The organism is Streptomyces speibonae (genome assembly GCF_984686075.1).
This window is the reverse complement of record NZ_OZ480260.1, coordinates 612,349-632,336: the sequence shown is the minus strand read 5'-3', so window position 1 is coordinate 632,336 and position 19,988 is coordinate 612,349. Positions and strand designations below refer to the sequence as shown.

The 19,988-nt window shown below is 72.2% G+C and carries 19 protein-coding genes; 7 read left to right on the top strand and 12 right to left on the bottom strand.

The window, feature by feature from the left end; genetic code table 11:
- Positions 1 to 35: 35 nt before the first annotated feature.
- From AC5L3C_RS02800 to AC5L3C_RS02760, 9 genes are all read right to left on the bottom strand, one after another.
- The gene (locus AC5L3C_RS02800) at positions 36 to 1,823 is read right to left on the bottom strand and encodes an ABC transporter ATP-binding protein (RefSeq protein WP_493646647.1); all 1,788 of its coding nucleotides are present in this window, start codon (positions 1,821 to 1,823) and stop codon (positions 36 to 38) included.
- Positions 1,820 to 3,520: an ABC transporter ATP-binding protein gene (locus AC5L3C_RS02795; RefSeq protein WP_493646645.1), complete on the bottom strand. Its 1,701-nt coding sequence runs from the start codon at positions 3,518 to 3,520 to the stop codon at positions 1,820 to 1,822. The genes AC5L3C_RS02800 and AC5L3C_RS02795 overlap by 4 nt, the downstream gene beginning before the upstream one ends.
- A 60-nt stretch (positions 3,521 to 3,580) precedes the next feature.
- Complete coding sequence (locus AC5L3C_RS02790; RefSeq protein WP_493646643.1) at positions 3,581 to 4,027, bottom strand: winged helix-turn-helix transcriptional regulator; 447 nt, start codon at positions 4,025 to 4,027, stop codon at positions 3,581 to 3,583.
- An 86-nt stretch (positions 4,028 to 4,113) separates the two neighbouring features.
- Entirely contained in the window at positions 4,114 to 5,163 is a 1,050-nt protein-coding gene (locus tag AC5L3C_RS02785; protein ID WP_493646641.1) for an aromatic ring-hydroxylating oxygenase subunit alpha, read from the bottom strand.
- A gap of 81 nt (positions 5,164 to 5,244) precedes the next feature.
- Entirely contained in the window at positions 5,245 to 5,937 is a 693-nt protein-coding gene (locus tag AC5L3C_RS02780) for a class I SAM-dependent methyltransferase (RefSeq protein ID WP_493646640.1), read from the bottom strand.
- 1 nt (position 5,938) lies between these two features.
- A complete protein-coding gene (locus tag AC5L3C_RS02775) occupies positions 5,939 to 7,147 on the bottom strand; it encodes a nitroreductase/quinone reductase family protein (RefSeq protein ID WP_493646638.1) in 1,209 nt (402 codons plus the stop codon).
- Positions 7,144 to 8,004: an SDR family oxidoreductase gene (locus AC5L3C_RS02770; RefSeq protein WP_164555550.1), complete on the bottom strand. Its 861-nt coding sequence runs from the start codon at positions 8,002 to 8,004 to the stop codon at positions 7,144 to 7,146. The genes AC5L3C_RS02775 and AC5L3C_RS02770 overlap by 4 nt, the downstream gene beginning before the upstream one ends.
- Before the next feature lie 50 nt (positions 8,005 to 8,054).
- The gene (locus AC5L3C_RS02765; protein ID WP_493646636.1) at positions 8,055 to 9,077 is read right to left on the bottom strand and encodes a type III polyketide synthase; all 1,023 of its coding nucleotides are present in this window, start codon (positions 9,075 to 9,077) and stop codon (positions 8,055 to 8,057) included.
- A gap of 69 nt (positions 9,078 to 9,146) precedes the next feature.
- Positions 9,147 to 9,971: a prenyltransferase gene (locus AC5L3C_RS02760; protein ID WP_493646634.1), complete on the bottom strand. Its 825-nt coding sequence runs from the start codon at positions 9,969 to 9,971 to the stop codon at positions 9,147 to 9,149.
- A 373-nt stretch (positions 9,972 to 10,344) separates the two neighbouring features.
- Here AC5L3C_RS02760 and AC5L3C_RS02755 point away from each other — a divergent pair, with 373 nt between their 5' ends.
- The 5 genes from AC5L3C_RS02755 to AC5L3C_RS02735 all read left to right on the top strand — a co-directional run bounded on the left by AC5L3C_RS02755 (position 10,345) and on the right by AC5L3C_RS02735 (position 15,820).
- Positions 10,345 to 11,562: a cytochrome P450 gene (locus AC5L3C_RS02755; RefSeq protein ID WP_493646632.1), complete on the top strand. Its 1,218-nt coding sequence runs from the start codon at positions 10,345 to 10,347 to the stop codon at positions 11,560 to 11,562.
- 78 nt (positions 11,563 to 11,640) lie between these two features.
- Complete coding sequence (locus AC5L3C_RS02750) at positions 11,641 to 12,693, top strand: polyprenyl synthetase family protein (protein WP_493646630.1); 1,053 nt, start codon at positions 11,641 to 11,643, stop codon at positions 12,691 to 12,693.
- Positions 12,694 to 12,741: 48 nt separating this feature from the next.
- Entirely contained in the window at positions 12,742 to 13,218 is a 477-nt protein-coding gene (locus tag AC5L3C_RS02745; RefSeq protein ID WP_125502198.1) for an SRPBCC family protein, read from the top strand.
- Between the two features lie 11 nt (positions 13,219 to 13,229).
- Positions 13,230 to 15,098, top strand: coding sequence for a prenyltransferase/squalene oxidase repeat-containing protein (locus AC5L3C_RS02740; RefSeq protein ID WP_493646627.1), 1,869 nt, complete (start codon positions 13,230 to 13,232; stop codon positions 15,096 to 15,098).
- On the top strand, positions 15,095 to 15,820 hold the full coding sequence (locus AC5L3C_RS02735; protein ID WP_493646626.1) for a methyltransferase domain-containing protein: 726 nt from the start codon (positions 15,095 to 15,097) through the stop codon (positions 15,818 to 15,820). Before AC5L3C_RS02740 ends, AC5L3C_RS02735 begins: the two co-directional genes overlap by 4 nt.
- Positions 15,821 to 15,823: 3 nt before the next feature.
- Here AC5L3C_RS02735 and AC5L3C_RS02730 read toward each other — a convergent pair whose 3' ends face one another.
- Together AC5L3C_RS02730 and AC5L3C_RS02725 are read right to left on the bottom strand one after the other, a co-directional pair.
- The gene (locus AC5L3C_RS02730) at positions 15,824 to 16,285 is read right to left on the bottom strand and encodes a nuclear transport factor 2 family protein (RefSeq protein WP_493646625.1); all 462 of its coding nucleotides are present in this window, start codon (positions 16,283 to 16,285) and stop codon (positions 15,824 to 15,826) included.
- Positions 16,282 to 16,881, bottom strand: coding sequence for a nitroreductase/quinone reductase family protein (locus tag AC5L3C_RS02725; protein ID WP_493646624.1), 600 nt, complete (start codon positions 16,879 to 16,881; stop codon positions 16,282 to 16,284). Before AC5L3C_RS02725 ends, AC5L3C_RS02730 begins: the two co-directional genes overlap by 4 nt.
- Before the next feature lie 86 nt (positions 16,882 to 16,967).
- On the opposite strand from AC5L3C_RS02725, the gene AC5L3C_RS02720 reads away from it, so the two are divergent.
- On the top strand, positions 16,968 to 17,669 hold the full coding sequence (locus tag AC5L3C_RS02720; RefSeq protein WP_493646623.1) for a TetR/AcrR family transcriptional regulator: 702 nt from the start codon (positions 16,968 to 16,970) through the stop codon (positions 17,667 to 17,669).
- Between the two features lie 5 nt (positions 17,670 to 17,674).
- Here the strand turns inward: AC5L3C_RS02720 and AC5L3C_RS02715 are convergent, their stop codons facing one another.
- Entirely contained in the window at positions 17,675 to 19,171 is a 1,497-nt protein-coding gene (locus AC5L3C_RS02715) for a glycosyltransferase family 39 protein (protein WP_493646622.1), read from the bottom strand.
- Between the two features lie 128 nt (positions 19,172 to 19,299).
- Between AC5L3C_RS02715 and AC5L3C_RS02710 the strand changes: the two genes are divergently transcribed.
- The gene (locus tag AC5L3C_RS02710) at positions 19,300 to 19,980 is read left to right on the top strand and encodes a response regulator transcription factor (protein ID WP_493646621.1); all 681 of its coding nucleotides are present in this window, start codon (positions 19,300 to 19,302) and stop codon (positions 19,978 to 19,980) included.
- Positions 19,981 to 19,988: the final 8 nt, after the last annotated feature.

The window sequence follows — 19,988 nt, the reverse complement described above, 5'->3', positions numbered from 1 at the left end:
TGGGGACTGCGTGGGGCAGAGGGTTCGTGGGGCGGTCAGGAGCCGGTGGCGCGGGAGTTGGACCAGGCCGCCCACAGCGCCGCGTAGCGTCCGCCGGCGGCGCGCAGTTCGTCGTGCGTGCCGGTCTCGACGATCCGCCCGGACTCCATGACGACGATCCGGTCGGCGGTCGCCGCCTGGCTCAGACGGTGCGCGACGATCAGCGCCGTGCGTCCGTCGACGGCGCGGGCGACCGCCTTCTCCAGCACGCGCGCTCCGGCACTGCCCGCCTCGGCGGTGGCCTCGTCCAGGATCACCAGGGGCGGGTCGGCGAGGACCAGCCGGGCGAGCGCCAACGCCTGTGTCTGGGCGCCGGTGAGGCGGTGGCCGCCGTCGCCCACCACCGTGGCGAGGCCGTCCGGCAGCGCCTCGGCCCAGCCCAGGGCGTCGACGCGGTCGAGCGCGGCGCGCAGTTCGTCCTCGCTCGCGTCGGGTGCGGCCAGGCGGAGGTCGTCGGCGAGCGGGCCGGAGAAGACATGGGTCTCCTGGGTGATCAGCGCGATGGTGCGGCGGGCCACGGCCTGACCGAGTTCGGTCGGCGGCACGCCCCCGACCAGTACGGTCCCGGCGGTGGGCGGCTGAATGCCCGCCACGAGCCGGGCCAGGGTGGTCTTGCCCGCGCCGCTCGCGCCGACGAGAGCCACCCGCTCACCCGGCCGGATCGTCAGGTCCACGTCGTGCAGGACGGGGTGCCCGGGCCGGTAGGCGTGCCGGACACCGCGCACGGTGACCTCGGCGCGGCCCGTGCCGGCCGTGCGGGCCGGTGGCTCCGGCACCGGCTCGTCGGTGACGCCCACCAGACGGGCCAGGCCCGCCGTCGCGGACTGGGCGTCGTCGAGCAGGACCAGGGCCGCGTTGACCGGGGTGAACAGGCTGTGGAAGTACAGGGCGGCGGCGGTCGCCGTGCCGACGGACGCCGAGCCCTGGCGGACCAGCCAGTACCCGGTGAACAGGACGGCGGCCAGCCCGATGTACTCGGCGATGTGCAGGCGGCTGTAGAAGCCCAGGACCAGCCGCACACCCTTCATGGTCAGCGCGACCACGGACGTGGACCGTTCGGTGACCCGCCCGGTGTGCTCCCGCTCCAGCCGGAACGCCCGTACGGCGGACACGCCCGCGACGGTGTCGAGGAGCTGTTGCTGCTGGGCCCCCGCGGCCACCCGCTGCTCCGCGTAGAGCGGCACCGCGCGGGCCACGTACCAGCGGGCGGTGGCCACCTGTACGGGCACGGCCAGCAGCGCGGCCAGCAGGAACCGCCAGTCGAGCAGGGCCATGGCACCGAGGGTGAGCACGATGGTCAGCAGCGAACGGACCAGTTCCGGCAGGGCGTTGCGCACGGCCTCCGCGATGAGGGACACATCGGCGGTGACCCGGGCGGTGAGATCGCCCACGCCGGCCTTCTCGACCCGCTCCAGCGGCAGCCCCAGAGCCCGTTCGACGAACTTCTCGCGCAGCCGGGCCAGCGTGGTCTCGCCCAGCCGGGAGACCAGCGACAGGCCGTACCCGGCGCTCACGCCCTGCGCCACGGCGACGGCCGCCAGCAGGGCCGCGGTGGTGGTGAGCGCGTCGACGGACCCGCGGTCGGCGGCCAGGTCGACGATCCGGCCCAGCAGCGGCTGCACCAGCAGGCCGACCGCGGTGGAACCGACCATGACGGCCAGCGCGGTCAGTGCGAGACCGCGCTGCGGCCGCAGCAGTCGGGCGACCGCGGCACGGGTGCGCGCGGGCGTCGCGACGGGCAGCAGCGAGGGGGCGGCGCGGGGCGCTTCGCGGGACTCGGTCATGCGAGCACCGCCGTACGGTAGTCGGCGCGGTCGTGGACCAGCTGAGCGTGGCCGCCGCTCGCGGTCACCCGGCCGTGTGCGACGAGGACGACCCGGTCGGTCACCGCGAGCAGCGCGGGGCTGTTCGTCACCAGGACGGTGGTGCGGCCCCCGCGCAGCTCCCTGACACCGGCCGCCATCCGCACCTCGGTGACGGCGTCGACAGCCGTGGCGGGCTCGTGGAGGACGAGGACCGGCGCGTCGGCGGCCAGCGCCCTCGCCAGGGCCACCCGCTGGCGCTGGCCGCCGGAGAGCGAGCGTCCCCGCGCGGTGACGGCCGTGTCGACGCCGTCGGGAAGGGCGCCGGCCACCTCGTCCGTGCCGGAGGCGGTGATCGCGGCGTCGACCGGGCCGTCGGCGCGGGCGGCGGTGACGTTGTCCAGGACGCTTCCCTCGAACAGGTCGGCGTCGTGCTCGGCGACGAGGACCGCGGCCCGCAGCTCCGCCAGGCCCAGCGCGGTCACGTCCGTCCCGTCCAGCTCGACCGAGCCCTCGTCGGGGTCGGCGCTGCGGGCCAGGCAGCGCAGCAGGGCGGACGCGTCGGCCGGGTCGGGGGTGACCACGCCGACCGTCTCGCCCGGGCAGACGTCGAGGTCCACGCCGCGCAGGGTCCCGTACGACAGGCCGCGCAGCCGCAGCCGGCCCTCGACCCGGCGCAGTACGGGAGCGTCGGACGGCGCCCCTGCCCGCACGGCCGGCCCGGAGCCGAGGACGCCGGCGATACGGGCGGCGGACGCACGGCCCTGCGCCAACTCCGCGTTGACCCAGGAGAACTCGGACAGCGGCCCCATGAGGAACAGGGCGAGCGCGACGGAGGAGACCAGCTCGCCCAGGCCGATGTCGCCGCGCGCGGCGAGCCGGCCGCCGACCAGGGCCACCAGGGCGAGGAACGCGCCGGTGAGCATGGTCACCACGCCGCTCTGCCAGGCCTCGGCGCGTGCGGCGCGCAGCGTGGCGGTGAGCGAGTCCTGGCTGATGCGCCGGTAGCGGGCGACCGCCGCCGGTTCCGCGCCGATGCCCTTGAGTACGCGCAGACCGGCCACCAGATCGGCGGCCACGCCCGACGCGTGGGCCGCGCGTTCCTGCTCGGTCCCGCTGCGCCGCTCCAGGGGTTTGCTCAGCAGGTGCACCAGCCACAGCAGCAGGGGCGTGCCCAGCAGCACGAGGAGACCGAGGGGCAGGGAGATGCGCAGCAGGACGACCGCGCCGACGGCCAGGCCGGTCGCGGCCCCGGTCCCGACGATGAGGGCCATGGTGACGGCGCCGACCCGCCGGGCGTCCTCCGTGGCGATGTTCGCCAGCTCTCCGGGCAACCGGCCCTCCTCCGCGCCGCCTTCGGGCGCCAGGACACGGGCGGTCAGCTCGGTCCTGAGGTGGTGTGCGGCCGTGACGGAGGCGCGCTCACCGGCGCGGGCGCCGTAGCGGAAGCTGAACGAGAGCCCGACGTAGACGAGGGCCAGGACGCCGAGCCACAGCAGCAGTCCGGTGACATCGCCGTCCACGACCCCGCGGTCGATGGCGAGGCCGATGACGACCGGCACGAGGGCCTCGCCGGTCTGATGCCCCATGCCCAGCACCGCGCCGACGACGACGTCCCGGCGCTGCCCGCCCACCGCGCGCCACAGGACGTTCCGTCCCGGCAGGTCCGCTCTTCTCACGCATCCTCCGGACCGGATCCACAGCGCTCGGAAACCCTCCGCAAACTTAGGTAAGGCTAACTAAAACTGTCCTCCTCTGCCACCCCCTGGGGGGAAGGGCGCGCACCTCTCCTGGTCCGGCTCCCGTGGCCGGGCCTCCCACGAGGCCGTCGGCGACGGTAAGTTCTCGGCGGCGTTCGCCGCCTGCCACCACCCCGCCAGCTCGTCGATGATCGGCAGCACGGAATGCCCGCGCGGTGTGAGCCGGTAGCGCACCCGCGGCGCGGAGCCGCCGAGGTTGTGCACCGTGCGGTCGACGAGGCGCATGTGCACGAGGCGGTGCAGGGCCCGGTCCAGCGGCTTGTTCTCCATCAGACCGGCGGCGCGGGCGAGGTCGTTGTGATATCTCGGGCCTCCGGCGAGCTGGACCAGCACGGCGGGCACCCACTTGCCCGAAAGGATCCGTGCGGCTTCGTAGGCGTCCTCGAAGTGCTGGCGTTCGTCCTGGTGTCCGTGCAGGCTCGTCACCGAGTCGGGTCCCTTTCCTCTGGTGCCGTCGGAACATCACACCGCGGGGTTTTTCCGCGCCCGTCGCGCGGTGTCCGTGCGGGCCCTCACGCGGAGCCGTGCGGGCCTTTCTCGACGGGCAGGGGATCGCCGGCCTCCGCGGCTTCGCCGATTTCCCGGAATTCATCCGGGTAGAACTGTTCCGCCCAGTGCCGGAATCGCATGATCGGGCCGTCGCCCCGGGCGATCCGGGGATGTCTCAGGTAGGTCTTGTTCTGCCAGATCGGGGCGTCCTGGGCGGCGCCCTGCCAGGAGGGGAGCGCGAAGAACTGCGTGGCGAGCCACGACGAGTACCTGCCGGCCCGGCTGCCGGCCGTACCCAGGCGCGCGCTCACGGTGAACCGGGTCTGGATGCGGCAGGGATCCAGGGGCGTGGGCATGATCTGTACCAGGGCCGACAGGCCCATCCGCGGCATACGGGCGATGACGTGGATATGGCCGAGGCCGTTGGCCTCCACGTCGAAATCCACGTCGAACCGGCCCAGCAGCGGCGTCGTGCGGTGGACGGAAGTGCCGAGGGTCAGTCTCGGGCCGTTCAGCTCCAGCGGCTTGGTGACCCGGGCGCCGGACGTACCGTGCACGGGCCCGAAGTGACCGATGTCGACGGAGTTCTCGACCACCTCCTGCGGGTGGTCGATCAGGATCGTGGAGTGCCTGGCCGGCGGGGGGAAGTCCTGCGCCGGAACGACGGGAACGTCCCAGGACGGGGCCTCGCCGCGGGCATGGCTCCAGACCATGACCACCCCGTTGACCTCCCGGGCCGTCAGCTGGGTCAGGGAGGCCTTGGGCGGCCGGGTGCCGTAACCGGTCCGCACGCATCTGCCGTCGGGAGCGAAGGCGAAGTGGTGGAACGGGCAGACCAGGTTTTCCCCTTCCACCCGGCCGCCGAAGCCCAAATGCGCGCCGAGATGCGGGCAATAGGGATTCACCACGCGGACGCTGCCCTGCCGCGTGCGGTAAACGACGATGTCCTCACCCTTGAGGCGACGCCGTACCACCTGTCCGGGCCGTACTTCGCCACTGAATGCCACCGCGAACCAGCCGTCGGGATAGGGGAGTCTGGGCCGGTTGGCGGACACGGGAAATTCGCGAGTCAAGTCCCTTTTCCTCAGCCCGAACACAGGCCCTCCCGCAGCTCGTCCATTTCTGATCTTGCCGACCGCTCCTGCTGCTTGTGTTCACCGCATGCCGGGGCCCCGCACGCCCGGCCCGGCGTGTGCCCAGAAGAGGGCCACCGAGCCCGCCACGGTCACCTCGTGGGATTCGAAGATACGGCCCAGAGCCGCATCGAGGTCATCCAGTCGGTCTTGCCGGTTGCACATGATGCCGCGCCGGTTGGCCGCAGTCAGCTGCGCTCTCGCCAGCCAGTTGTGACGGACCCCCTGCCCGGGAATGGTGGCGCCGAACAGTGTGCCGCCCGGTCTCAGCACCGCGCGAGCGTGCTCGAAGACCACCGCCTTGTCGGCCAGGGTCCCCGGCAGACAGTGCAGGAGATGGACCATGCCCACCGAGTCCACGCCGTCGCACGGCAGTTGCCAGGGCCGCAGCACATCGGCCAGGTGCGTGCGCGGCGCGAAGCGGCGCAGCCGGCTCGCCGCGGCGGCCAGCGAGTTGGAGTTGAGGTCCATCAGCGTGACGGACGGGTCCGGGGACGGAAAGCGGCACAGGTCGAGCAGCAGCCCGGTGCCCACCCCGACGTCCAGGTGCCGTGCCGAGACGTGGCGGTCGTAGAGGCCGACGAGCCGGTCCTTCGGGCAGCGCCAGGCGAGCGGGGAGTTGAAACCGTAGACGAAGGCGTTGTAGGCACGCAGGAACGAGCGGGTGTACACCGCCTGCCCGGCGTGGACCGAGGGCGCGTCGAAGGGGGTCATCTCACTCGGCGTCCGGTCGCGGCGTCAGGCGCACCAGCGGGAGCTCCCGGCTCGTGCGGCGCTGGTATTCGGCGTAGCCCTGGAAACCATCCACGATGCGCTGCCACCACTCGGCCCGCTCGTCCCCCTCCATCACCCTCGCACGCACCGGCCGCACCTGTCCGCCGACCCGCAGGACCGCGTCGGGATCGGCCAGCAGGTTGCGGTACCACCTCGGATGGTGGACCGACCCCCGGTAGGAGGCGACGACCACGACGTCCTCACCGTCGGGGAAGGTGAACAGCGGGACGGAGTAGGGGTCGCCGCCCTGCGGCCTGCGGGTGGTCAGGATCCCCACCTGATTCCCGAGCATCCGTTTGCCCAGGCGCCCGTTCGTCCGTTCGTACAGCGCGACATGGGCGACGTTGTTCACGCGCTGCACCCATCTGCTCCACCGGGACACCTCGCGCCCCGTGGCCGTACTGTGCCGGAAAGCTGCCATGTCCCTTTCCCCTTCACCGTCAAGGTTTTCCGGTCCTGCCCCGGTCACCGCCCCGCCCCCGGCGCTCCCCACGGGCCCCCGTGCCCGCTCGCGCAGCAGCGTCGGCACGACCCACAGGGCGTGGGTGAGGGCGAGACGCCCGACGCCCGCCCCTCTCGCCCGCAGGAACGACAGGGTGCTGCCCATGCCCATCGCCGCACCGGTCACCGCGGTGTTGCCCGTCGCCACATGGGCGGCCGTGTACAGCGCGCTGGTCAGCACGGCCGCGCGCCCGGTGCCGTACCGCCCGGTGAGCCGGTCCTGGAGCAGACCGCGCCAGAACAGCTCCTCGCCCGGCGCCACGACCAGCGCCAGGTACGCGCACATACGGGCCGGTCCGATCACCTGGGAGAGGTCGCGCAGAGCCGCCGCGTCGTCGGCGACGCGTTCCACGGAGCCGCGTGTCCGCGCGTCCGCGAACGAGCCCGCGAGGAGGATCCCCGCCGACATTGCGGCGGCGGCCAGGGTGTCGTGCCAGGTCAGCCTCCCCGGCCGGACCGACGGCTGGGCGACGAGCGCGGCCAGGCCCAGCGTTCCGTGGGTCAGGGCGAGCCTGCGCCAGTGCGCCGACCGCGGCCCGTGGAAGGCCGCGGCGAGACCGGCCGCGGCGAGCGGCACCCCAGCGGCGGCCAGCAGTTCCGCCGGACTCGTACCCGCGGCGGCCGGGCCGGCGTTCACGGATGCCGTCATCGCCTTCCCCCCGCCCCGAGCGTCGTGCGACCGGGCGCCGGGACGGCGGAACGCCGCAGCGACGGGAACTGGGTGTGCACGCACTGGGCCCACACCGCCGAGGGAAGCAGCCGGCGCAGGGGCAGCAGCACGTGCGCGTCCCGCCCCACCCGGTAGCGGGCCCGCGGACGCCGTGCCGTGACAGCGCGCATGACCACGGCCGCGGCGCGCCGCGGGGACACACCGCGCGGCAGCCGCCGGGCGATCTGCCGCTCCATCTCGCCCATCAGGTCGCCGTAGGCGCCGGACGCGTAGTGCTTCAGCGCCGGCACGTTCTCGCCCCACCGGGAGTTCACGGCGCCCGGCTGCACCAGGCAGACCCCGATGCCGAACCGGCGCACCTCGAGCCGGAGCGCCTCGGTGGCCGCCTCCAGCGCGTACTTGCTCCCGTGGTACGCGGCCCCGGCGGGCAGCACCAGCTCCCCGGCCATGGAACTGACGTTGACGATCCGGCCGGAGCCGCGGGCACGCATCCCGGGGAGGACCAGCTGCATGAGTCCCACCGGTCCGAAGACGTTCGTACGGAACTGGCGGTCCCACCGGTCGAGCGGCACCTCCTCGCACGGCCCGAGCTCGCCGTAACCCGCGTTGTTGACGAGGACGTCGATCGCCCCGAAGGACTCCACCGACTCCGCCACGACCTGCCGCCGCGCCGCGTCGTCGGTCACGTCGAGCCGGCGCACCACGCAACCCGCCGCCTCCAGGTCGTGCAGCGACTCGGTGTTCCGCGACGTCGCGATGGTCGTGAATCCCCGGCCCACGGCGCTCAGGGCGACGGCGCGCCCGATGCCGGAGGAGCACCCGGTGATCAGGGCCACGGGCTTCCGGTCCCCGTCCGGCGGCACCGTGGCCGCTTCCCTCCGGCGGCTCACAGGACGACCCCCAGCGAGAAGTCGGCGCTGATTCCCGGGCCGAAGCCGGCGATGACCCCCCGGGCCCCGGGGGCGGCCGTGCCCTCGGAGAAGAAGCGTGCCAGGGAGTCGAAGACAAGGACGCTCGCGGTGTTCCCGTGCTCGGTGAGCGCGGCCCGGCTGAACCGGTGCAGCGCGGGATCGATGTCGAGGAACTGGGTCAGGTCGTCGAGGATGCGGGGGCCGCCCGCGTGCGCGATGACGAAGTCCAGCTCCCCGGTGGTCCAGGAGGCCTCTTCGACGAGCTTGGTGATCGCCGGGGTGACGGCCCGCATGGTGTGCCGCACCCTGCTGTCCAGCCGGAAGTGGAAACCGGTCTCCCTGACGTCGTACGAGATCCAGTCCGAGGTGTGCGAGACGGTCTCGGCGGCCGACCGCTCGATGCTGATCCCGCGGTCCCCGGTGCCCTTCACGACGGCGGCCGCGAAGCCGTCGCCGAACAGGCCCGCCGACAGCAGTGAGCCGACGTCGGAGTCGGTGGGCTGGTAGCAGAGCGAGCACAGTTCGAAGGCGACGATCAGCACGTTGCGGTCCGGGTGCGCCCGGCAGTACCGGGCCGCGCCGCTGATCGCGCCGCTGCCCGCCGCGCAGCCGAGCTGGGCGACGGGCAGCTGATCGATGTGGGTCGGGAACCCCAACTCGTTGATCATCCAGACGATGGGGGACGGCATGGTGAAGCCGGTGCAGGACACGAAGACCACCGCGTCGATCTGTTCCCGGGACAGCTCCGCCTCTCCGAGCGCCTCCGCGACGAGGCCGGGGAGGTACCGGCGGACCGCTTCGTGGTAGAGCTCGGTGCGGGCGGCGACGCCCGGGTGGCGCAGCGTCCGCTCCAGGGGCTGGAGCAGGCGGCGCGTGCGCACCCCCGTGTGCTCGATGAGGCGCAGTGCCGTCTCCAGACGCGGATGGTCCGGATGCAGCCGGCGTGCCGCCTCGAGGGTGTCCTCGAGGGTGATCTCGTGTTCCGGGAAATGTGTCACTGGACGGCACAGGACGGGCATGCGGTGACCACCTCTACCTTGACGGGGCGATGATGCAGCGCGCGTTCGTCAGATCCACGCGGCCAGCGCGAGCAGGCCGAAGAAGGAGGAGAGCAGCCGGGGCAGGTGGAGCCACGACGGCATCGTGGCGCCCAGGCGTGACCGCACCACGGCGGTGACGACGAAGGCCGCGTAGGGCAGTGTGAGGAGCGGTGCGGCGTAGCGGACGGACTCGAACTCGTAGGCGGCGTACAGCACGCAGGGATACGGGGCGAGGACGAAGACCGTGTACCAGACCTTCGCCGCGCGCGGGGAGAGGGCGTGGGCGAGCGTGCGTTTGCCCGCCCTCAGGTCGTCGGCGCTGTCGCGCAGGTCGTTGTGGAACATCGTCGCGGTGAACAGGAACCCCGCCGCCACCGCCGTCAGCACGGCGCCCGGGGTGAGGCGATGGACGTTCACCCATATCACCGCGGCCACCACGAGGAAGCCCGTGAGCAGGAAGTCGATCACCTCGCCGAGCGCCCGGTGCCCGAGCGGCGACGGGCCTCCCGAGTACACGAGCGTCACGAACGCGAGCGGCAGGATCAGCACCGACAGGGGACTCGTCGTGTACAGCAGGTACGTCATCACCGCGACGGCGACCGAGAAGCTCACCAGCCCCACCAGGCGCACCTGACGCATCGGCAGCCCGAGGGCGAGGGCGCTGCCGGGACGGGCGTCCTCCACACGGTCGACGCCGCGCCGGTAGTCGTCGTAGTCGTTGATCAGCCGGCGCCCGATGCTCTCCGGAATGAACAGCGCCATCGTCAGCAGCGCACGCCCCGGGGAGAGGGGACCGAGCTGCCGGGCGACGGCGAGTGCGTAGGCGGCCTGGAGCAGCACCACCAGCGTCATCTGGAGACCGAGCGCGGATATCCAGGCGCGGGCAGGCCCGGTCGGACGTGATGCCGCGGATTTCGCGGCAGGCGCGAGGGGGGAGCGTTCCGCCCGGGACTCCGTCATCCAGAATTCTCCAGTGTGATGGCGTGTGATGGCGATTTCGGTGGCGAGCGATTCGTCGGAATTTCGCGTTGGCCCGGCGGCTCCGCTGAGGCATGTTTCCCAGGCCATTGCCGATTAAAAATTTCCCGGTGTAGGCGTGTCCAGAGACATGGTTGTCCGGTGGGGACACGAGTGTCCTTATCACGGCCGTGAACCGTCTGCTAGTGTCCGGCCGCGATCGTCCTGCTAGTGCTGAGCAGTTGTTTCCCATCAGCGGGGGTGAGGCGTGAGCCCAGAGGCATCGCACTCGGAGCGGACGAAGGAAAAGCGCTATCCGTTCGGCCCGTGCGGCGGACTGGATCTGCATGACCTGTACCGGGTGCTCCAGACCGACGAACCCGTATGCCCGGTGCGCATGCCGTACGGGGAACCGGCGGTCCTGGTCACCCGGTACGAAGACGTCAGGACGGTCCTCGGGGACCCCCGTTTCCGCCGGGCCATTCCTCCCGGACACGACCAGCCGAGGGTTACCCCCGACGTCATTCCGATGGGTCTGATGGAAATGGACCCGCCCGAACACACACGGATTCGCCGGCTCATTTCCGGGGCATTCACCGCACGGCGCGCCGAACGGCAGCGGCCGGAGGCCGAACGGCTCGCCGGCCGGCTCATCGACGACATGATGGAATCCGGTTCACCCGCGGATCTGGTCGAGGCCTTCTCCGTTCCCCTGCCGATCGGCGTCATCTGCAATCTGCTCGGCGTGCCGTACGAGGACCGCCTCGAATTCCATCAGTGGATCGTCGAAATGAACCGGATGCTCTCCGGCGACGGCGCCGAGGTGCGGATGGAGAACATCGCCAAGCTGATGTCGTACATGGGCGACCTGGTGGTGCGGCGGCGCGCCGAGCCCACCGACGACCTCATCGGCGAACTGGTGCTGGCGCGGGACGAAGGCGAGCGGCTGTCCGAGGAGGAGCTGATCTTCCTGTGCATGCTGCTGCTCGTCGCCGGCTACGAGACCACCGCCAACCAGATCGCCAACTTCGTCCACCTGCTGCTCACCCACCCCGACCAGCTCGCGCTGCTGAGGGAGCGCCCCGACCTGCTGCCCAACGCCGTCGAGGAACTGCTGAGGTTCACCCCGCTGAGCGTGTCCGCCGCGTTCCCCCGGTACGCCTCGGCCGACGTGGACCTCGGTGACGGCACCGTGCGCGAGGGCCAGCCGGTCCTCACGTCGGCCAACGCCGCCAACCGGGACCCCAGGATCTTCGACGACCCGGACCGCCTCGACATCACGCGTCCGGTCGGCCACCACCTGGCCTTCGGCCACGGAGCCCACCACTGCGTGGGCGCCTCCCTCGCGCGCATGGAACTCCAGGTGGCGCTCGGCCTGCTGCTCGACAGACTCCCTCGGCTGCGGCTCGCCGTCGACCCCGACGACGTGGAGTGGAAGAGCAACCTGCTGTTCCGCGGCCCCGCGGCACTGCCCGTCGCCTGGTGACCGGGCGCCCGCCGGCCGGACGACATCCGACCATCGGACCCCCGGCGGCCCGTGCCGCGGGGGAGTGAGGACGGCACCATGGAGAAACTCGTGCCCCCGGCGCATGCGGCGGCACCACCCCTCTTCGCCCGTCTGGAGGCGGACCTGCGGCGCGTCCGGCGGTCGATGGAGGACACCACCGCCGTCGGCCCGGGCCGGATCGGTGGCCCGCTCGACCACTACGTCAAACGCCCGGGACGGCTGTTCCGGCCGGTGCTCACCCTGGTCTCGGCCTACGTCTTCGACACCGCCCGGTCCGGGACCCGGTCCGACCGGGTCGTCGACGCGGCGGCGGGCATGGAGCTCCTGCACCTGGCGACCCTGTGCCACGACGATCTGTGCGACAGGGCCGCCACCCGCCGCGGGCACCCGACCGTCAACGCCGCCTTCGGGGACGACACCGCACTGCTGACCGGTGACCTCCTCCTCGCCTGCGCCACGTCGGTGTTCTCCCGGCTGGGCGAACACGAGATGCGGGTGGCCGGTGACACGCTCAAGCAGATCTGCCTCGGCCAGATGCAGGAGATGGCCGACATCGGCAACCTCGAGCGCACCGAGGACGACTACTTCTCCGCCGTCTCGGGCAAGACCGCCGCCCTGATGGCCACCTGCGCACGCGTGGGATCGGCCCTCGCGGGAGCCTCCGCGCCGGCCCAGGAGACCATGGCCTCCTTCGGGCGCAGTCTGGGCATGGCCTTCCAGATCTGGGACGACGTGCTGGACATCTGGGCGCCGCCGGGCATCACCGGCAAACCCAGCGGCCAGGACATCGAGAACGGTGTCTTCACCCTGCCGGTGATCCACGCGCTGCGCGAGGAGCGCCCCGAGCTGTCTCGTCTGCTGCGCCGACGCCCCTACTCCGCGGAGCGCCACGAGGAGACGGTCCGGGTCCTCGACCGGCTGGGGGTGCGCGAACGTGCGGTCGAGACCGCCCGCGGCTACATCACCGACGCGCTCGCCGGGGTACGCGGCCTCGAACCGTCCGTGAACGCCGTGTCCCCCCTCCTCGAGGTCGCCCGACGGCTGATGCCGGAGATCGGCCACCTGCTGCCGGAGACCGCCGGCGGCGACGACGATCCGCTCCGCCCCTGACCGGCGGCCCCACCGCACGGACCCCACCCGAGGGAGGCTTTCCCACCTGTGGACGCATCCACGGACGACGCCGCGACCTATCACATCACCATCGACGCCCCGCCCGCCCACGTCCTGGCGGTCCTCAGGGACCTCGCCGCCTACCCCGACTGGCAGGACGACATCAGCGCCGTACGACTCCTGCGCCGCGACGGCCGGGGCCTGCCGGTCCGGGCGCAGCTCACCGTCACCTCCATGGGCATGAAGTCCACCCTCACACTCGCCCTGGAGCACGACGAGCGGACCATGCGGTGGACCCTGCTGGAGGGCGACCTCCTCTCCAGGAACGACGCCGAGTACACGGTCGGCGCACGCGACGGCGGCGGCACCGAACTGACGCTGCGCCAGGAACTGTCCCTGCGCTGGCAGATGCCGCAGTCGGTGACGAAGCACCTGATCGGCCGGAAGGTGGCCACGACCATGGACGCCGTCAAGAGGCGGGCGGAGGAGACGGCCCCCGCACGACGCGACGAGCAACGCCGGTGAAGGGAAGCACCATGAACTCCGCTGCACATGCCCCGACCGTGTCCGCCGCCCTCGCCGCCGGCCGCACCGCCGTGTGCGACCAGCAGGACAAGGAGGGCGGCTGGGCCGGCGACTTCGCCACGGGCGGCACCTCCTGGGAGTCCGCCGACATCCTCATGCAGCACGTCCTGGGCACCCCCGACCCGGCGCACATCGCCGAACAGCGCGCCTGGATCCTCGCCCAGCAGAACGACGACGGAGGCTTCCCGCTCTACACCGGGGGACCGTCGGACCTCTCCTGCACCGTACTGACGCACTGCGCGCTCCAGCTCGCCGGACACGACGAGGACCGTGACCGGCTCGGCCGCGCCGCACGCTTCGCCAGGGACAACGGCGGCATCGAGGCGGCCGAACTCGTGCCCACCCGCTTCTGGCTGGCGCTCACCGGAGTCGTGGGCTGGGAGGAGATACCACCCCTGCCTCCGGAACTGATCCTGCTGCCCTCGTGGTTCCCGGGCACCGTGGACGACTTCGAGCCCCTGGCGCGTGAACTGGTCGTCGCCATCGGCATCCTGGGCGTGGTCCGGCCCGTGCGCGAACTGCCGCTCGACACCGGCCCGCTGCGCCGCCCGGCCACCGCCCGCCGCTCGCCACTCGGACGCACCGCCGGCACGGTACTGGTCAAGGCCGCCAACGCCGTCAACCGCACGTCCCCGGCACCCCTGCGCCGCAAGGCGCTGCACCGGGCCGAACGCTGGCTGCTGAGCCGTCAGGAACCGGACGGCAGCTGGGGCGGCAGCTGGACGGAGACGATGGTCTGCGTCCTGGCCCTGTGGTCACTCGGCTACGGCACCCGGCATCCGGTGATCGCCGCCGCCCTGGAAGCCTGCGACCGCTACTGCATCCTGGGCGACGGCACCCGGCGCGTCCGCATCTTCCCCTGCACCGTGATGGACACCGCGATCACCCTGCGCGCGCTCGCCGCGGCGGGCGGCCGCGCCGGCTCCGACCCCGCCGTGGACCGCGCGGTGGACTGGCTGATGACCCACCGCAGCGACTCCACGGCGAACGCGGCCCATCCGGCGGCCATGGCCTGGGACTACGAGGGCATTCCGACCGTCAACCCGGACGTGGACGACACGGCGATGGTCATCGCGGCCTTCCACCAGGTGGGCGTGGAGCGGTCGCCCGAGACCGACACCGCCGTGGCGGAGGGCATCCGCTGGATCATGGAATGGCAGTCCGGCTCGGGCGGTTGGTCCGGGTACGGGGTCTACCGCTGGTCGCTCATCGGTAAACGGGCCCTGACCGGCATCGGCTTCATCGAGCCACCTTCGCCGTGTGTGACCGCGCACATCGTGGAGATGCTGTGCCTGGAAGGGTACGGCTGGCACCCCAAGGTGCGGCGGGCGCTGAGCTGGCTGCTCGACCAGCAGGACACCGACGGCTCGTGGCCGGCCCGCTGGGGCGGACGGCTGTACGGCACCGCGCAGGTGCTGTTCGCCCTGATGGAAGCGGGACTGGGCAGCGAGCACCCCGCCGTCGCGGCCGCCATGGAGTGGATCTACCAGCACCAGAACGAGGACGGAGGCTGGGGAGAGGACATACCGTCCTCCCTGGACGCCGCCCCGCGTGCCACGGGCGGGAGCATGGTCGTACAGACCGCCTGGTGCGTGATCGCCGCCCACACGACCGGCGTGGTGGACGACGCACGCCTCGACGCCGCCGTGGCGTACCTGATCAAACACCAGCGCGAGGACGGCGGCTGGACCGACGAGCGGGAGTGGATGATCATCATCCCGAACAACGTCTACGCCGTCGACGACGCCCTCACCAACGCCTACGCCCTGTGGGCGCTGGCCCTGCACGCCCGCCACACCGAGCGGGGGGAGGGCCGATGACCACCACGGTTCCCGAGTACGACACCTGGTCGGGGCTCTGGTGGCAGCGCCGCGGCCCGTTCTCGACCCTGCGCTGGATCGCCCGCGCCCGCGCCGAGCACATCCCGCCGGCGGCCCGCGCCGACGCCGTGCTCCTCGACGTCGCCTGCGGCGGCGGACTGCTGCATCCGTTCATCGCCGGAAAGGGGTACCGGCACGTCGGCGTCGACGTGTCCACCAAGAGCGCCGAAGTCGCCCTGCGGCACGGCGTCGACGAGGTCGTCATCGCCGACATCAACGACATCCCGCTGGACGACGCCTGCGCGGACGTCGTCGTCGCCGGGCACTGTCTCGAGCACGTCGAGCGCCCACTCGATGTGGTCGCCGAGTGCTGCCGGCTGCTCAGGCCCGGCGGCACCCTGATCATCGACACCATCGCGGACACCCTCCTGGCCCGTCTGGCGGTCATCACCCTCGGCGAGAACATCCCCGTCAGCTGGGCCGCGCCCAAGGGCACCCACGACCACCGGCTCTTCATCGCACCCCGGACGCTGGCGGACGCCTGCGCCGCACACGGGGTACCGGTGGACGTCTTCGGACTGGTGCCCAGCACACGGGACCTGATCGCCTGGTCACTGCGCCGCGGAGACGACGTACGCATGCGCCGCGCCCGCTCGACGAGCATCCTCTACGGAGTGTCCGGGGTGAAACCCGTCCCGTGGACGGAAGGCCGCGGCTCGTGACCGTCAGGAGACGGGGATGGTGAGCACCGCCGCGTCTCCGTTGCTCCACAGTCCACGGATCCGGCGCCGGGTGATCTTCCAGTCCGCGCCCGTGCGCCGGAGGGTGTCCTGGTACACGCCGCCAAGGATGTACTGCCCGCTGTCCGACGCCCCCTCGCGCACGTGCTGGGCGACGAACGTGGCGTGGGTCGTGGCGATGTCGCCGTCCACGCTCACGCGGATGTTGCCGACGAGATGCTGGGTGGCGTCGAGCGGTTCGAGGAACGCCTTCGTCCCCGCGACGATCGCCTCTCGGCCGGCGGCCTTGGCGTTGACGTAGTCGCCCTCGGCCTCCGGGGCGTAGCAGTCCGCGAACAGATCCCAGTCGCGGGTGTCCATGGCGTGGGCGACGGTGTGAAGGACCTCGGTGACAGCGGACTTGTCGAGCAGTTCCCGCAGCGCGACGGACTCGGTCGGTACGGTCATGGCGATGACTCTCCTTGTTCGGACGCGTTCATGTGCGTGGTGCGTGGTGCGTGGGCGCGGTCGTCGGTGCGGGTCGTGAGCGCGGGTCGTGAGCGCTCCAGGACGACCACGGGAACCTGCCTGCCCGAGGCCGCCTCGAACTCGGCGAACTTCGGGACGAGCGCCACCTGGCGTGCCCACAGGCGCTCGCGCTCCTCTCCCCGGGCGATCCGGGCCACGGCCGGCACGGTCTCCGTGCCCACCTCGACGGTGACCCGGGGGTGCGCCACGAGGTTGCCGACCCAGGCCGGGTCATGAGGGCTGCCGCCGTGGGTTCCGAAGACGGCCCAGCCGCGGTCGACCGGCTGGAAGAACAACGGGTTGATCCTCTTCCGCCCGCTTCTGGCCCCTGTGTTGTGCACCAGGATGAGCGGCATGCCCCGCTCGTCGAAGCCGGGCATCCGGGGCGGGACGGGGCGGCCGGCGGCGAACTCCGCCTCGCTGCTCCACGGCACGTACCCGGCGTTGGCCCGGAACTCGGCGATGATCCGCTCGTTCCAGCTGCCGCCGTGCGCCGCGGAGACGTCCTCCGCACTGCTCGTGAACCCGTCAGGCATGCCTTTCCTCCCACTATCCGGAGCACCTGCTCCTCAACGTAGCATGTCCGGAGCGGGCGCTCCGGAAAAGAAGGTAGGCTGGCGCCATGGCAGTGGCTGAACAGGAAGGGCCGAAGGGGCCGGGGCGTGGCACGCGGCGCCGCGCGGAGCGGGTGGACGCGATCCGCAACCGGGAGGCGATCGTCGAGGCCGCGTCGGAGGTCCTGGCCGTACAGGGCGCCGCGGTGGACGTACGCGAGATCGCCGCCCGCAGCGGGGTGGGCATGGGCACGCTGTACCGGCACTTCCCCAAGAAGGAGGACCTCATCCAGACGGTCCTGCGCAGGGACTTCACGAGGTGGGCGGAGTCCGCACGCCGGGCGGCCGTCGAGGCCGAGGATCCGTGGGCCGCCCTGACCGACTTCTACCAGCAGGCCCTCACCGGCTACGCCCGCCACATCGCCGTCATGGAGAACTTCTCCCTGACCTGGTCGGTCCCCGACCTGGAGGGCATCCAGCAACTCCGCCTGGTCGTCGAGGAACTGTGCGCCCGCGCCACGGACGTCCTGCGCCCCGGCGTGACCACCGACGACCTGCTGCTCCTGCTGGTCTCCCTGGGGCACGCCGTGCAGCTCACCGACGACTGCCGCCCGCACATGTGGCAGCGGCTGCTGCACCTCTCACTCGCCGGGCTGCGTGCCCACGACGACGCGCCGCTGCCCGGTCCGGAGCCGGACGCGGCCCCCTCGAGCCCGCCGCACCGCGGCGCGGCCGGAACCGGCGCCGGCCACGCCCCGGACCACGCGTAGCCGGCCTACGGGACGGTCCGGTCCTTCCCCGACGCGTCGCGGTTGCGGACGTAGACCGTGACCCGTGCCCCGTTGACCTGGGTGGTGCGGTGCGCGCGGAAGTGCCACCGCAGGGTGCTGGTCTTCGCCGCCTCCCGCGGGTCGTCGAGCGGGTGCCGGCCCCGTCCACGGACCACGACGATCCGGTCGGACTCCAGCATGCGGGCCGCGATCTCCCGGGCGGGCAGCTCCACGCCCGCGAGGGTGTCCGAGGCGACGGGGTCCTGCGCCAGGGCCAGGTCCGTCAGGAGGCGGGTGTCCTCGGGGTCCGCCGACGTCAACACCCGGTGTTGACCGGTGAGATGGAGCAGCCCGTCGCCCGGACGGCTGGCCTCGCGCACGGCGGCGCCGATGGCGGTGACGTCGTTGCTCCGGCTCTCGGGTGTTCTCAGCGCGAGGCTCGACGGGATCAGCGCGACCGCCGCCGCGGCCACGGCGACCCACGCGTAGCGGGCGGGCCACCACACCCGGCGGGCATGGTCCATCCAGGCCCCCAGCAGCAGAGCGAACCCGATGTTGCCGTACAGCACGTACCGGTCGACGAACAGGGGCCTGACCAGCGAGGCGGCCAGCAGCACAAGCCCCGGGAGGACGAGGAGCGGCACGGCCAGCGCGGTGAGGCGTACGGGCCCCCTCGCTCCCAGGGGAGCCTGGGCGAGCGCCACGCCCACGACCGCCACCACCAGGAAGTATTCCGGTCGCACCGGTCCGCCGATCCAGGACACCTGCTCCGACTGCCCCGCGCTGAGGACCGCCAGGGGCAGCAGCCCGGCCACGACAACCGCCGCGGCCACGCCCCACGCCCGCAGCACCGGCCGCGGCACCCGGGAGACGACCAGTGTGACGCCGTGCGCCACCAGGGCGAGGACCGCGAACTCATGCAGCAGACAGGCCAGCAGCATGGTGGAGCCGTAGACGATCCACCGCCGTCGGTCGCGGCGCGGGACGGCGGCCACCAGCGCACAGGTGGCCCAGGCGACCAGGGCGCAGACCAGGGCGTAGGAGCGGCCCTCCTGCGCGTACTTCTGCACCTGGGGCAGGACGGGGAACACCAGCCCGGCCAGCAGCCCGGCACGCGGCCCCGCCAGACGGAACGCCAGCAGGGCGACTGCGCTCGCTGCCCCGGCCATCGCCAGCACGGACGGCAGCCGCAGCGTCAGCAGCCCACCGCCGAAGAGACCGTAGAGCCCGTGCATCAGCGTGTAGTACACGGCATGGACCAGGTCGACGTGCTGGGCCGTCTGCCATATCTGCGCGAGGTCGCGGTGCGCGACGTCCTGGGTGACCGCTTCGTCCCCCCACAGCGTGTTCTCCCTGCGGATCCCCCAGAGCCCGAGCGCGACGGTCAGCAGCACCGGCGCGAGAGCGACAACGGTCCGGGACGACATCGCCGGGGGCCGGCGGGTGGGCGGGGGAGGGGAGAGCGTCGTGCTCACGGCAGGGACACGTGCGTCAACGGACATCGGCGACAGCGCCTTTCAGCAGGGGCGAGGAAGCGCCGCCAGCGTGCCCGGACCTCGTTGACCGTTTGCTGATCCAACCTGACCGGCTGATCAGGAAGGTGTGCCGGCCCTGTGCGAGGCTGCACCGCATGCGGATACTCGTGGTCGAAGACGAGGTCGACCTGGCCCGCACCCTGCACACCGGCCTGACCGCCGAGGGCTACACCGTCGACCTCGCCCATGACGGCCGGCAGGGGCTGTGGATGGCCCGCACCGGTGAATACGCCCTGCTCATCCTGGACTTGATGCTGCCGGGGCTCAACGGGTACAAGGTCTGCGCCCAGTTGCGCCGGGAGGGCAACGCCACCCCCATCCTCGTGCTCACCGCGAAGGACGGGGAGTGGGACCAGGCGGAGGCCCTGGACACGGGGGCCGACGACTACCTGGCCAAGCCCTTCTCCTACCCGGTGCTCGTCGCCCGGCTGCGGGCCCTGGTCAGGCGGGCCGCCGCGGTCGCACCGCCCGTACTCGCCGTGGGCGACCTGTCGTTGGACGTCGCGGCCCGCGTGTGCCGCCGGGCCGGCACCCGGGTGGACCTCACCCCGAGGGAGTTCGCCGTCCTGGAGCTGCTCGCCCGCCGGGCGGGCCAGGCGGTCACCAAGGCGGACCTGCTCTACCACGCGTGGCCCGACGAGGCCGTGGACCCCAACCTGGTGGAGGCCCGCGTCAGTTCGCTCCGCAAGAAGGTGGACGCCGCGTTCCACCGGCAGTCCCTGCAGACCGTGCGGGGGACCGGCTACCGATTGGTGGACGACCGTGAACGGGTTTAGGTGGACGA

Bases quoted from the DNA above. Each gene is read 5' to 3' on its own strand.
- AC5L3C_RS02800 (WP_493646647.1), bottom strand. From the start codon at position 1,823: ATGACCGAGTCCCGCGAAGCGCCCCGCGCCGCCCCCTCGCTGCTGCCC.
- AC5L3C_RS02780 (WP_493646640.1), bottom strand. From the start codon at position 5,937: ATGACCCCCTTCGACGCGCCCTCGGTCCACGCCGGGCAGGCGGTGTAC.
- AC5L3C_RS02775 (WP_493646638.1), bottom strand. From the start codon at position 7,147: ATGACGGCATCCGTGAACGCCGGCCCGGCCGCCGCGGGTACGAGTCCG.
- AC5L3C_RS02760 (WP_493646634.1), bottom strand. From the start codon at position 9,971: ATGACGCTGGTGGTGCTGCTCCAGGCCGCCTACGCACTCGCCGTCGCC.
- AC5L3C_RS02750 (WP_493646630.1), top strand. From the start codon at position 11,641: ATGGAGAAACTCGTGCCCCCGGCGCATGCGGCGGCACCACCCCTCTTC.
- AC5L3C_RS02740 (WP_493646627.1), top strand. From the start codon at position 13,230: ATGAACTCCGCTGCACATGCCCCGACCGTGTCCGCCGCCCTCGCCGCC.
- AC5L3C_RS02735 (WP_493646626.1), top strand. From the start codon at position 15,095: ATGACCACCACGGTTCCCGAGTACGACACCTGGTCGGGGCTCTGGTGG.
- AC5L3C_RS02730 (WP_493646625.1), bottom strand. From the start codon at position 16,285: ATGACCGTACCGACCGAGTCCGTCGCGCTGCGGGAACTGCTCGACAAG.
- AC5L3C_RS02725 (WP_493646624.1), bottom strand. From the start codon at position 16,881: ATGCCTGACGGGTTCACGAGCAGTGCGGAGGACGTCTCCGCGGCGCAC.
- AC5L3C_RS02720 (WP_493646623.1), top strand. From the start codon at position 16,968: ATGGCAGTGGCTGAACAGGAAGGGCCGAAGGGGCCGGGGCGTGGCACG.
- AC5L3C_RS02715 (WP_493646622.1), bottom strand. From the start codon at position 19,171: ATGTCCGTTGACGCACGTGTCCCTGCCGTGAGCACGACGCTCTCCCCT.
- AC5L3C_RS02710 (WP_493646621.1), top strand. From the start codon at position 19,300: ATGCGGATACTCGTGGTCGAAGACGAGGTCGACCTGGCCCGCACCCTG.